Origin of the sequence: Paenibacillus taichungensis (genome assembly GCF_013359905.1) — a bacterium.
Classification (GTDB): domain Bacteria; phylum Bacillota; class Bacilli; order Paenibacillales; family Paenibacillaceae; genus Paenibacillus; species Paenibacillus taichungensis.
Genome location: NZ_JABMCC010000104.1, coordinates 197533 through 211097, shown reverse-complemented (window position 1 = coordinate 211097; position 13565 = coordinate 197533). Strand labels below are relative to the sequence as shown.

Here is a 13565-nt window from a genome sequence, read left to right as displayed (position 1 = left end):
ATGCAATCGTCGTATACTTGCTCTTCTGCTACCAATCATAGACGATAACCAACGGGCTTGCAACATATATCATTAATCCGATCGGAAATAAAATAATGTTCTATTAAACCTTGATTTATTGGTAGATTTGGCTCCTTAAAATGAAGCAAATCATCGCCCACGCTGTGCTTGATTCCACTAAATAAAAAAACGTTACCATGCATCTAACTGCATGGTAACGATTGTCTGGTCTGCCATTGTTGCACCCACATTAACGATGCGCTGATTACGACTGCCGCGAAAAGGAAGAGAAACATCACGCTCAGCTGCGATATAAGGCCCATCGATAATGACGTCGCATAGCCGGGATAACTCCGCCCGCGACGGGTCTGTAATCAGTTCCTCATACACAAACCCCGTGTAGGCCCATACAGTCAGATCAGGTCGAGCAGCCCGAAGCTGCCGAACCCAGGAGGCGCATTCTGCGGCAGAGAAAAAAGGATCACCTCCGCATAACGTTACCCCTTCCAGCAAGGGATGTGAGGTCACTTCATGCAAAATCTGCTGCTGCCTCTTCTCCGTAAAGGGTTCGCCTGCCCGGAAGCTCCATGAGCCGGGACTGAAACAGCCCGGACAAGCGTGGCGGCATCCGCTGATGAACAACACGGCACGCAGGCCAGGCCCCTCATTCACTGATTCCGGGATGTAACCATACAGATTCACCGATGTTTCACCCGGTCTCTCACTTCGGCCTGCTTCGCGCCATTGAAACGGACTTTATAGTCACCGGTCAGATATCCCGTAACCCGGCGCAGTCGCTGGAAATGCACATGGTTTTCATGAGCCTCACATCCGGGACATACATCTCCAATAACGCCCTCATAGCCACAGGACGGACAACGGTCAATCGGGTGATTAATGGAGAAATACCCGATGTCCTGGGCAAGCGCGTATTGAACGATTCGTTGGAAAGCGGCGGTATTGGCCCGTACATTCCCGTCGAGTTCGACATATGAGATCGCTCCGGCATTACATAGGGAGTGGAAGGGAGCTTCCAGTTCAATCTTGCGATAGGCATGAAGCGAATGATAGACCGGAATGTGAAATGAATTGGTGTAGTATTCCCTGTCGTTGACCCCTGCTATGCTGCCGTATCGCTCTCGATCAATCTTGGTGAATTTGCCGGATAGGCCCTCAGCGGGCGTAGCGAACAAGGTGATATTCAGGTTATGCTGCTCACTCACCCGGTCGCAGAACTCTCTCATCGTACGAATGATATTCAAGGCTTCTCGATGTACATGGAGGTCTTGTCCATGGTGACGGCCATATAGAGCGGTCATACATTCTGCAAGTCCGATAAAACCAAGGGATAACGTACCATGTTTCAACAGATCGGCCACCGGTTCATTCGGAGCCAAATGTTCACCGCCTTCCCATACTCCTTCCCGCATCATGAAGTCCGATGCTTTGGCAGGTTGGTTCATCTGAATTCGATACCTGTGTAGCAGACCGTCCGTAGCATTGTGCATGACCGATTCCAGCGCAGTATAGAAGCCAGCCCGGTCAGCAATGGCTCTTGCTCCCTGGCAGATCCCGTATCGAATGCCGAGCTTGACCAGATTGATGGTATTAAAAGACAGGTTCCCTTTGCCGCTCTGACGATTGCGTCCGAAGCGATCAGCCAGTGTACGTGTCCGGCATCCCATCGTCGCAATGATCGTATCGGGATCTTCCGGTTGATAATAGGGCAGGTTGAAGGAAGCATCCACATTGACAAAGTTCGGATACATGCGCCGTGAGGAGCAGGTCACAGCAAGCCGGAACAAATCATAATTCGGCTCTCCTTCAGATTGGTTAATTCCATGCTTGCACTGGAAAATATGTTGTGGGAACACGGGAGTTTCTCCGTTACCCAGTCCCCGAATGGTCGCTTCCAGCAAAGATCGAGACACGAGTCGACCTTCGGCTGAAGTGCACAGTCCGTAGTTCAGCGAAGTGAACGGAATCTGTCCCCCAGCACGACTGCTCATGGTGTTCAGATTATGGATCAGGGATTCGGCGGCCTGTTCGGTCTCCAGTTCCGTTTCTTCACAGGCAAAGGCAAAGGCTCGAGGACACTTCTCCTTTGCTTCATCGCTATCCAGATGAAGTTGCTCATCCTCAATTGGGGTGATTTCCCCAAACAGCCGTTGTCCCTTCCGGTAATGCTTACGGAACGAACGCTTCACATAAGGTGCAAGATCCCAGTCGATTTTATTGGCGGATACCCCGCCGTACTGGCTGTTCTGTTGGGATTGAAAAATAATGGCCACCAGTGCCATGGCAGACATGATTGTCTGTGGTGTACGAACCGAACCGTTGCCGGTATTGAATCCGGAGGCCAGCAGCCGGTCAAACGGAATAAAGATACAGTTGGTCGTACCAAGGGCATACTGATCCAGATCGTGTACATACAGATCGCCGTTCTCCACAGCTGTAGCGAGGCCCTTAGGCAGCACATGACGCAAAGCATGCCACTTGGCGGTCTCCGAACCGAGCCTGCTCATCTTGCCGCTGAATGAGTCTCCGTTCAGATTGGCATTCTCCCTCAGCGTATCGGCATCTTCAGCACCAATAATTCGTCTTCCCAGGTCAGATAGCAGATCGGATGCCGGTGGAGAGGCATACTCAAGCATGTTCATATCAGTTCCTCCTAAATAATAAAATTGAAATGTATGGGATAATGTCCATTCATTGAACACTACATGTAGAGTTTCTTTATCCATTTATAAACTATATATTGTTATTTAGGTGTGATAATGATCACATGGGAGAGGCTGGTCGACTGTCATGATTTATAGCCCTGAGTGATAAAGGTTTTCAAAGCTGGAGGGTAAGCGTATAATTTCTATTTACTGTGCAAGTTCAGTTGACGATGCTTGAAAAAAAGGATAGAAAACTTCATATATGAATAGTTTGTGACAGCTGTTTCGGAATATTTGAACCCTCGTTAATCGATTGAATCATACTGTGGAATACGGATTTGAAATGCAGCTAAGACAAGAGGGGTGAGTCATGGGAACGGTAAGCATTACAAGGGGCTTCTATGAAAATATACAGGAAGCCGCGTCCCATATTGTTGACGTATTAAGCGGAATCTTAAAGGTGAACACCATCTTCGTTGCCACGAATGATGGCGTGACCAATGTTATTATCGAGGCTTTTAACCGTGAGGAAGAGTTGATCGCCAAAGGTAGTGAACTTCCATTTGAAGCTTCATATTGCAGCCTGGTTTTAAGAGATAAGGGCAGCAGTCTGATCATCACGGATACATGTGAACATCCTCTAACGAAATCAATGGACGTAACAAGCGGACTGGGCAATCGTTTCTTTGTGGGGATTCCCATCATGCGGAGGTCCGGGGAAACGTTCGGTACGATCTGTCTGATGGATGATCCTGATTATGTGATCAGTGAAACGGATATGAAAACACTGCAAGCCATGGCCGTTTTTCTCGGGTATGTGGTGGATCTGGAAGATACGCTTCAAGTTCAGGAACAGAAGCTGAATGATTCGGAGCAATTACAAGAGCAATTGCAGGCAGAGAAGGAACGTGCGGAGTCTGAGGCGATGACCAAGACGCAGATGCTGTCGCTGATGAGCCACGAGATTCGTAATCCCCTGAACGGCATTCTGGGATTAACCGACCTGATGCGTACACCGGATATGTCGGACGAGCAGACAGAATATGTGAATATGATTGAAACCAGCGGTAACATTCTGCTTTCCCTGTTGAATAACATGATGAGTTTTAATAACGTCAATGACGCAGGCAAAACGGTCGTACATGATGATCCATTTGATCTGGTAGCGACGATTGAGAATACCGTTTATCTCTATGCGGGACTGGCGCTGAGCAAGAACATTGAGCTGGGATTGAACCTTGATTTGAATGTGTCCCAGGTTTTTGTTGGGGATGAAATCAAGATCGGGCAACTATTGGCCCATGTCATTCAGTATGCTATAGATTCAACACGGACAGGCTCGGTATTGATTACGGCAACCGTAGATGGTGGAGATGCAGAGGATGAGGGTATCCTTCAACTCCAAGTGAAATACACCGGACGCATGTTGTCTTCGGACAATAAGCTTAGAGCAATTAACAATTTGGACGGAAATATAAGTACACAGAAGCTGGTTGGAACCAATCTCGGACTGGCGGTCAGCCAAAACCTCGCCATCCTTATGAATGGCCGTATTCAGGTGCATGGCATGGGAGACAAGGAGACAGAATTCGAGATCTGCCTACCGCTCCGCAGACATTGGGAACTGCCTCAGCTTGCCAATATACAGCATCGACTGAAGGGCAAAAAGGTGCTGCTTGCCAAGGACCCTGACATTCTGCAAGGGGCTTCGTCCCTGATGCGCAGATGGGAGATGGATGTGCATATGACCTCGGTTACGACTGAAGCGTACGACTGGATACAGGATGGCTTTAAGCCTGACGTGGCCGTTGTGGATATGGGACTGCTGGAGGGCGGTGCTGTGGATTTTGTACACAAGCTGAAGCGCCTGGTTACAGATTCACCGGTCATCGTTCTGATTCCGTATGGTATGCATATCGATCCGCATGAAGCGGAAGTCTTCGATGCGGTCCTGACCAAGCCGGTGAAGCAGGCTGATTTGTTGAATGCGTTAAGCATCATTGTGCATTAAGAACATGAGAAAATATATTAAACTAGGCGCACCTGTCACAGGTGCGCTTTTATGTTGTTATTTTGAAGGAAGATGAAGCTCGAACAAGCAGCTCCGAGTCGACTTTAAATACACGTTTATCCTGAAATTCATTCGTATTCATCGTATCAATCATCTTCTCCATAAGAATAGCCCCCATCGTATACTTGGGCTGGTTCACCGAACTTAGCGTAGGATGGATGTATTTGCTGATTCGATTGTTATCTACACCTACGATAGCCAATTGCTCGGGAATGCGTATTCCGTATTCCGTACATGCTTTGTATACACCTAGCGCCATCTCATCATTTGCCGCATATACAGCGGAGAAGGACAGGCCTTTGTTAAACAATCTTTTGATGGCCTCGTACCCACCTTCCTCATTGAAGTTCCCATTCTCAATCAGTTCGGGACGGAACGGAATCTGATGATTGCGCAGGGCCTTCAAGTAGCCTTCTAGCCGTTCATAGCTGTCGATCGCTTCAGGATAACCGTTTAGGAAAACGATATTCCGATGTCCGGCCTCAACGAGATGCTGAACAACTTCCTGGGAAAATTTCACGTTGTCTGTATATATACACGGGATCTGATCATGTTCGATGTATTTACCAACGATGCCAATACGATATCCCTTATCTGCAAGCTGGAATAATTCCTCATCCGCCAGCATGGGCGTGATAATGATGACACCGTCAATGGTCCGATCGAGTAGCAAATTAAGATAATCGACTTCTCGCTCTTTCAGGTTATGAGCATCACATATAATGACCTTGTAATGGCGAGCGTAGGCGATGTTCTCAATTCCTTTAATAATTTCGGCATAATAGGAGTTGTTAATATCCGGAACGATGACGCCAATCGTCATGGTTCTCTGTGAACGAAGATTCTTGGCTGCTGCGTTGGGGTGATACCCCAGTTGCTCTATGGCGCGCATCACCTTATCTTTGGTCTTGGTGCTTACTTTGCTGTGCTGATTAATGACCCGCGATACGGTTGCCGGGGACACACCTGCAATGGCAGCTACATCAATGATTTTGACATCCATATTCTTCACAACTCCAAATAAGTGATTGACAATTAATTCAAATTCATTATAATTCCAATTGAAAACGATTACAAGTTATAACCGTTTGAAACAATAATTGGGGATAGTGGAGAGATAAAGGGTTTAATATTAAATAAAATGTAATCGATTTCACCATCCCTTCACTTGTGATAAATAGCGGACATCCATGGATCGTACCCTCCGTATACCCGCTGTTTATATAGCATTATCGTTACCCGCCGTGAGTGCTGCATCCTGGTTCAGTCATACCTCAAGATATGACCATTTAAGGGAGGCGTCAACATGTTGAAGAAGAGCACTATCATGCTGTTGTGCAGCTGTCTGCTGCTGGGCCTGCTGGCTTCGGCCGTAGGTTCACCGAAGGCCAGTGCGGCTTTTGGATCAGGGGATTTCCTGAAGGCTAATGGGACGGTTGTCCGCAATAATTCGGGAACAGGCAATGTGGTAAATCTGCGTGGAACAAATTTGGGTGGCTGGCTGCTGCAGGAAGAATGGATGACGCCCTCTGGAGCGGTAGATGAGTACACGCTGCGTCGCACGTTGACGAATCGTTTTGGGGAATCGGGTGCACAGAGTCTGATCAATGGATATCAGGACACCTGGATTCAGGCTGGTGATCTGGATAACATCAAGAACTGGGGCATGAACGTTGTGCGTGTGCCGATCTATTGGGAGGATTTTATGAACACCAGCGGTGTCATGAAGCCTGATTCGGTTACGTTCCGCAAACTGGATTGGCTGATTGATGAAGCGGGCAAACGAAACCTGTATGTCATTCTCGATCTGCACGGTGCACCGGGAGCAGCTTGTCCATGGCATTCCTGCGGTCAGGAAAATTCCAACCAACTGTGGACCAATTCTACATACCAGAACTGGACTATTCAGATCTGGGAACGGATGGCAACACGTTACAAAGGCAATCCAACCGTTGCTGCGTACGACTTGCTCAATGAACCTCTTGTGACCATGGGAACGGGTGAGAATGCTGCTCAAATCAAGCAAAAGATGGATTTCTATGACCGGATGTACAAAGCCGTCCGTGCCAAGGATGCCGATCACATGATCATCATCGCGGCATTCTTCGACTGGTGGGCAGCTTCTCCACCAACGACTTATGGGTGGACGAATGTGATGTATCAGACGCACCATTATCAATTCACGGATTATAACAACTGGGATTTGACCAATTCGGAGATGGATCGCTGGCTGAAAGATATGGCGTCCTATCAGAAGAATTGGAACGTTCCAGTGTTAGCGGGCGAGTTCTCGTTTGGTCAGGATGATCTGACCGAGAAGTGGCTATCCGGTCTGAATTCACTGAATGCTTCATGGACGAACTGGAGTTATAAGGTCAAAGGGGGTGGAACTTGGGGCTATTACAATAATAACAACAACCCGGCGCCGAACCTGAATACCGACAGCGCGGCAACAATTGCTTCAAAATGGAGCAAGTTCACTACGGCGAACTTTGCCTCTAATACCTCGTTCCAGAATGTGGTCAAGAAACATACGGGAACGGCTTCCTTTACAGAGACATGGTCCAATCTGAAAGCCAACGCCAATGGCACTTTTGTCAGCGCAGAGAATGGCGGTGCAGATGCGCTGGTGGCCAATCGGGATACTGCCGGACATTGGGAAAGGTTCAAAATCATCCAGAATTCGGATGGTACGGTATCTTTGCTGTCGATGAGCAATATTAAATATGTGCAAGCCGATCTGAATAATGGCGGGCGTTTGATCGCCTCGGCCACATACCCATCCACATGGGAGAAGTTTACCCGAGAAGAATTGGGCGGAGGACTGGTTGCCTTCAAATCCGTGGCGAACGGTAAATATGTCAGTGCGGATCTGAATAACGGAGGCGTGCTGTATGCCAATCGTAACGCTGTGGGCGGAGCATGGGAACAATTTATCGTAACAGCTAACTAAGACAAACTAGCGCCCAGTCATAAATAATATGAAGTAACCGTAACATAGTGACTTGTATCGTGGCTCCGCTATTTAGCGGAGCTTTTCATATTCACCCCTATCTATTTCCCAAATTCTGCTCCAAAGCCCTTTTAATCCGAGCCGAATACGATACAATAGAAAGGGAACTTCATCATTAATCAGTTTAGAGGAGGATGTGCATTCAATGGAATACCGTAGATTAGGTGGAAGCGGACTGAAAGTAAGCGAGATTAGCCTGGGAAGCTGGCTGACATATGGAGGATATGTGGAACGTGAAAACGCGGTGAAATCAATTGAAGCCGCATTCGATGAAGGCATCAACTTTTTTGATACAGCCAATGTCTACGAGCGGGGTGCAGCAGAAGAACTGCTGGGGCAGACGTTGAAAGCGTATTCCCGCGACTCCTATGTCCTTGCAACCAAGGTATTTGGTAAAATGGGTGACGGTCCAAATGACCAAGGGTTATCCCGTAAACATATTAAGGAACAATGCGAAGCCAGCTTGCAACGGCTGGGTGTTGATTATGTAGACATATATTATTGCCATCGCTATCATACCGAAACACCGATTGAAGAGACACTGCGAGCACTTGATGATCTGGTGCGCCAAGGCAAGGTGCTCTACGTAGGTGTTAGTCAATGGACCGCGGCACAAATGGAAGCTGCGTTGGGTACCGCTGATCGCCTGTTGCTTGATCATATCGTGGTGAACCAGCCGGTGTACAACATGTTTGACCGCTACATCGAAAGTGAAATCATCCCGTTGGGTGAGCGCAAAGGAATTGGACAAGTTGTCTACTCCCCGCTGGCACAAGGATTGTTGACCGGGAAATACACTTCGGTGTCCGATATTCCCGAGAACAGCCGGGCAGCGAAGCTGGGATGGGATGAAGGGAAGATTAACGCTGACCGGATTGGCAAGGTTCGCCAGTTAATTGAAGTGGCAGACAAACTGGACCTGAAAGTCGGCCAATTGGCTCTGGCGTGGATTCTGCGCCAGAATAACGTGTCCAGTGCGCTTGTTGGAGCAAGCCGTCCTGAACAGGTGAAAGAGAACGCAGCCGCTTCCGGAGTGAAGCTGGATGCTGCCATCGTTGAAGAAATCGAACAAATCTTAGCTTAAGGCAAACTCAACTCCACAGGTTGTTCTTGTACCCATAAGCGAGTTGATTCGAAGGATGCAAAATGTGAGATAAGAAAGGGATGTCCTGGCTAGCCTGTAGGCTATGGGGACATCCCTTTTTGAGTATGAGATTAGAATGAGCTTTGGCCGCTGGAGAGCGACCTGGAACGCAACGGAATAGCACATACCCGGTTCCGGCCCGTATTCTTGGCTTCATATAATGCACGGTCTGCCTGTTCAAAGAAATCGTTATCATCCCGGTCGTCACAGTGATCTGGAAAAACAGCGACCCCGATAGAGATAGTCAGCCGGATCGTATTGCCATCAGGCAGCGCAAAATGGTACTTCTCAACCGATTGTCTGATGGACTCGGCAATGGCCATGGCTTGGTGATGACCACAATCGAGCAATAGTATAGCGAATTCCTCGCCTCCGTTCCGAGAGACGATATCTGCTGAGCGGGCATGCTCAATGAGCAATTGTCCGAGTTGTTTTAGAACCGCATCACCTGAAGTATGACCGAAAGTGTCATTTACTTTTTTGAACCGGTCGATGTCGATGACTAGTAGCGATAGTTTTTGTTTGTACTCACGTGCCCGTTCTAGTTCAAACTCAAGTGATTTCTCAAATTGTCTGCGATTACTGAGGTTGGTAAGATGATCGGTGGTCGCTTTGCGTTCGAGCAGAAACAACATCTCATTCGATTTATTAATGAATTCTGCGATGAAATAAATAAAGATTCCACCGACAAAAGAAATGGTCATCTGTAAAGGATATACTTTCAATAGTGAGTTCATGCTGGTTGTATTCAGCATTAGGATCACAAAGATCAGCGTCATACCCAGCAGGTTCATGGTAATAATTTTGGTTAATCGGGACCAGGGAGCATAGGCAAAATATACACCGGACAGTCCGATGATCGTCATGACGAATGCTGCATCGATGGCAGCGGAAGACATTCCAAACATGATAATACGAAGGATGGAAATGACAAGTCCCGAGATGACCGAAGCCAGTCCTCCTAAATATACGGCGGCTGTGACAATAGCCAAATGACGTAAATCTACAATGGTAGTTTCATTTAAAGGAAAGGAATAGTTCATCAGTACCGTTCCATAGATCCCGAACAGCAGACCACCGATCATCTGAACACGCATCGAGGGAAAGGGAACGCGGATACGATAGAATTTGGCTATGATTCCGGACACATACATGAACGTGATCATGACACAGAGATTGACGAAAAACGTGCTTAGCAACAAGCATCCCTCCTTTAGCGCACATTACTATATTTTAGCTGAAAAGCAGTATAGTAGCGAACCATATTATCCCAAGTAGGGGTGATGGCTACGTAGAAGATGGTTTGGATATCACTATTCATGAATAAAATAGTCGGATATTGACTTCATTATACAATGAGATTTATACTTAATCTAAATCAAAATTGATTTTGATGTTTCAGGGAATCATAGCAATCAGTAGATTGCTGTGTCATCTTATATACTATTGAATGGGTTAATAAAGGAGAATTGCTGGTGAGAACTCTAAATCTGACGATACAGCGTCAAGCCGTTTACGATGTAGTCCGTCATTCCGAAGACCATCCAACGGCAGCAGAAGTGATGAACCGTCTGGTGGAGCAAGGTTATAATTTGGCTTATGGTACGGTATATAATTCACTCCGATATTTAACAGATAAAGAATTGATTCGGGAGCTCAAGTTGGGCGAAACGGCTAGTCGTTATGATGCCCGCATGGACGAACATCAACATATTATGTGTGAAGTGTGCGGCAAGGTAGATGAAGTCATGACGGAAGTTCCTCCCCAATGGATGAAGCAAGTTGCGGAGGAGACCGGGTATGCGATTGATCACGCTCATGTGGTCTTTGGAGGTGTCTGCGCGGAATGCAGAAACAAACGGGTCAAGTAAAAATCAACCTGTCCGGCCGTCGTCTGCCGCTCCGGGTCAAGCCTGCCCTTGCGGATTCAACTCCCCTTGTGGATAATTGCCCGGTCACGAGACGGGTCATTCTGATCAGTCCGATGCCCGGGCAGGTACATGAACTGGTCAAGGCTTTGACGGACAGCTGCTTCGATGTGCTGGTGTTCCACCGCTGGGAGCCTGATTTGCATGAACGGCTTGTATTTGATCTTTTAATCTATGACCTGTCTGTTGCTGGAACCATTGATGCTTTTGCGGGAATCAGCAGCCGATTGAATCGTGAAGCAGAACATGCAACACCGTGTCTGTATCTGGTGGGGGAGAAGATGATTGGCAGTGCCAGTGGACCGATGCTTCAGGAGGAATTGCTGGTCTGGCCGGCCCGTCCTCAGGAAGCGTTGTATCGTGTGCAACGCATGATTGGCAATAGCCCTGCAGCACCGAAACGCGGATTTCTCCCTCAGGAAGGCCAACGCATCGCTTTCAAGGATCTATGGCTGGATCGTGAGCGGATGAGTGTGCATCGCAATAATGACCGTATTCATTTGACCAAGACAGAATATGATCTGCTGCTAAAACTGATTGATGCCAAAGGTGCAGTGATTTCCCGTGAGGAGATGCTCAGCGATATTTGGGAGACTGATTTTACAGGTGGAAGTAATGTGGTGGATGTTCATATCAAAAGCTTACGCAAAAAACTTGGCGATAACGCGGCTTCGCCTCAATATATAGTAACGGTAAGAGGAGTGGGCTACCGCCTGGCGGATTAGTCCGCTTTTTTTTGTGCACACAAAATGCTGTTCATGTCACTCGTATGCGGGTATATCCACTAGATGGAGTAGATCAAGCCAATCGGAATGGCTCAATGCTCATCTTACTCCAAGTGGATATTCATATTTCATTCATGAAATGAGCAAGAAACTCATCTTAATCTCATACGAACCTCATGCAAGGGGCGAGTGGGACATGTTAGAATCAATTTAACAGTTAGATCAAGTCTAAATGTATATTTAATCCGATGGCGAATATGATTTTAATAGAGTATATACAGCAGGCATGAGACCAACATGAGGAGGATAACGATATGACAGAACGCATGACAACCAATCAGGGCGCACCCGTAGGTGATAACCAAAACTCCCGTACCGCAGGAAGAAGAGGCCCCACATTACTTGAGGATTATCATCTGCTTGAGAAGATCGCACACTTTGACCGTGAGCGTATTCCGGAACGGGTCGTTCATGCTAGAGGTGCCGGTGCACATGGCGTGTTTACGCTGGAGAAGAGCATGAAGGCTTATACGACAGCCGATTTCTTACAAGACCCGGGAACAGAGACGGATGTACTGGTGCGGTTCTCGACTGTAATTCACGGCACGGGTTCGCCGGAGACAGCGCGTGATCCACGTGGATTTGCCGTGAAGTTCTACACCCGTGAAGGGAACTACGATATTGTGGGTAACCACTTGCCCGTCTTTTTCATCCGTGATGCCATGAAGTTCCCGGATATGGTTCATTCCCTGAAGCCTGCGCCGGATACGAATATCCAGGACCCTGCACGCTACTGGGACTTCATGACACTATCACCCGAGTCGACTCATATGATGACCTGGTTGTTCTCCGATCTGGGTACACCAGCAAGTTACCGTGAAATGGATGGATTCGGCGTACACGCCTTCAAATGGATTAATGCTCAAGGGCAAGTCCATTATGTGAAATACAAGTGGGAATCGGCCCAAGGCGTACGAGGTTTCTCACGTCAAGAGGCAGCTGAGGTGCAAGGACAGGATTTCAACCATGCCACCCGGGATTTACACGATCATATCAAAAACGGGCAATACCCGCAGTGGAAGCTACAGGTACAGTTGCTGAAACCGGAGCAGATGGATGATTTCGCCTTCGATCCGCTCGACCCAACCAAGACTTGGCCGGAAGATGTACTGCCGTTCCAGACGATCGGAACCATGACATTGAACCGAAATCCACAAAACTTCTTCGCAGAAGTAGAGCAAGCAGCCTTTTCACCAAGCGCTTTGGTGCCTGGAATCGAGCCTTCCGAAGATAAATTGCTGCAAGGCCGCCTGTTCTCCTATCCGGATACACAGCGCCATCGGCTCGGACCAAACTATTTGCAGATTCCGGTGAACTGCCCTTATGCTCCGGTTCGCAATCATCAGCGTGATGGATTGATGAATGTGAATCAGGACCCGTCCCCGGTAAACTATGAACCGAATAGCTCAGGCAATAGCCCGGAGGAAGCACCTGAATATCGTGACAGTCAAGCTCCGTTACAGGGCCATGTTACGCGTGAGAAAATTGAGAAAACCGATAACTATACGCAGTCAGGGGAGTTGTTCCGTTCATTCACGGCGGTGGAGCAGCAACATCTGCTTGATAACCTGATCAATGACTTGAAGGCAGTACCGGAACAGACCCAGCTACGTGCCTTGTGCCATTTCTTCCAGGCAGATGGACAGCTCGGTGGTCGTTTGGCTCATGGACTGGGTGTGGATATTTCCGCATTTATGCCCTCACAGGATCGTAAATAAAGCACTGATCTCATCATTATTTCAGAAATGAATATTCGATTTATGAATTAGACCGGGCAGGTCTGCAGAATAGCAGACCTGCCCGGTCTTTAGGTTTTTTTTAACGCTAAGCTGATCTTGTGCATCCAAATAATATTCTGAAATGGAAAACATATTTACAAATCATTTACAATAAATAGCTGACATAGAGGTTGACTTCTCGTTTGTTGGCACTACAATGAGTAGTGTGAGGGGTGTCTGAAC

The 13565-nt window shown here is 47.6% G+C and carries 10 protein-coding genes; 6 read left to right on the top strand and 4 right to left on the bottom strand.

Features of this window, described 5'->3' with window-relative positions; genetic code table 11:
* Nucleotides 1–192: 192 nt before the first annotated feature.
* Together nrdG and HP548_RS09205 are read right to left on the bottom strand one after the other, a co-directional pair.
* Nucleotides 193–702, bottom strand: a complete 510-nt coding sequence (gene nrdG, locus HP548_RS09210) for an anaerobic ribonucleoside-triphosphate reductase activating protein (protein ID WP_099857377.1) — start codon at nt 700–702, stop codon at nt 193–195.
* Complete coding sequence (locus HP548_RS09205) at nt 699–2660, bottom strand: anaerobic ribonucleoside triphosphate reductase (protein WP_099857379.1); 1962 nt, start codon at nt 2658–2660, stop codon at nt 699–701. The genes nrdG and HP548_RS09205 overlap by 4 nt, the downstream gene beginning before the upstream one ends.
* Nucleotides 2661–3033: 373 nt before the next feature.
* Here HP548_RS09205 and HP548_RS09200 point away from each other — a divergent pair, with 373 nt between their 5' ends.
* Entirely contained in the window at nt 3034–4674 is a 1641-nt protein-coding gene (locus HP548_RS09200; protein ID WP_175381466.1) for a hybrid sensor histidine kinase/response regulator, read from the top strand.
* 49 nt (nt 4675–4723) lie between these two features.
* Here the strand turns inward: HP548_RS09200 and HP548_RS09195 are convergent, their stop codons facing one another.
* Nucleotides 4724–5737 carry a LacI family DNA-binding transcriptional regulator gene (locus HP548_RS09195; protein ID WP_076287493.1) on the bottom strand — a complete coding sequence of 338 codons (1014 nt, stop codon included), beginning with the start codon at nt 5735–5737 and terminating at the stop codon, nt 4724–4726.
* A gap of 303 nt (nt 5738–6040) precedes the next feature.
* On the opposite strand from HP548_RS09195, the gene HP548_RS09190 reads away from it, so the two are divergent.
* Nucleotides 6041–7687: a cellulase family glycosylhydrolase gene (locus HP548_RS09190; protein WP_175381465.1), complete on the top strand. Its 1647-nt coding sequence runs from the start codon at nt 6041–6043 to the stop codon at nt 7685–7687.
* Between the two features lie 205 nt (nt 7688–7892).
* On the top strand, nt 7893–8831 hold the full coding sequence (locus HP548_RS09185) for an aldo/keto reductase family protein (protein WP_063567219.1): 939 nt from the start codon (nt 7893–7895) through the stop codon (nt 8829–8831).
* Between the two features lie 131 nt (nt 8832–8962).
* Here HP548_RS09185 and HP548_RS09180 read toward each other — a convergent pair whose 3' ends face one another.
* A complete protein-coding gene (locus tag HP548_RS09180; protein ID WP_076287494.1) occupies nt 8963–10090 on the bottom strand; it encodes a GGDEF domain-containing protein in 1128 nt (375 codons plus the stop codon).
* 276 nt (nt 10091–10366) lie between these two features.
* Here HP548_RS09180 and HP548_RS09175 point away from each other — a divergent pair, with 276 nt between their 5' ends.
* From HP548_RS09175 to HP548_RS09165, 3 genes are all read left to right on the top strand, one after another.
* A complete protein-coding gene (locus HP548_RS09175) occupies nt 10367–10762 on the top strand; it encodes a Fur family transcriptional regulator (RefSeq protein WP_076287495.1) in 396 nt (131 codons plus the stop codon).
* The gene (locus tag HP548_RS09170; RefSeq protein ID WP_099857384.1) at nt 10738–11544 is read left to right on the top strand and encodes a winged helix-turn-helix transcriptional regulator; all 807 of its coding nucleotides are present in this window, start codon (nt 10738–10740) and stop codon (nt 11542–11544) included. Before HP548_RS09175 ends, HP548_RS09170 begins: the two co-directional genes overlap by 25 nt.
* A gap of 314 nt (nt 11545–11858) precedes the next feature.
* Entirely contained in the window at nt 11859–13322 is a 1464-nt protein-coding gene (locus HP548_RS09165; protein WP_113052987.1) for a catalase, read from the top strand.
* The last annotated feature ends 243 nt before the right edge of the window (nt 13323–13565 follow it).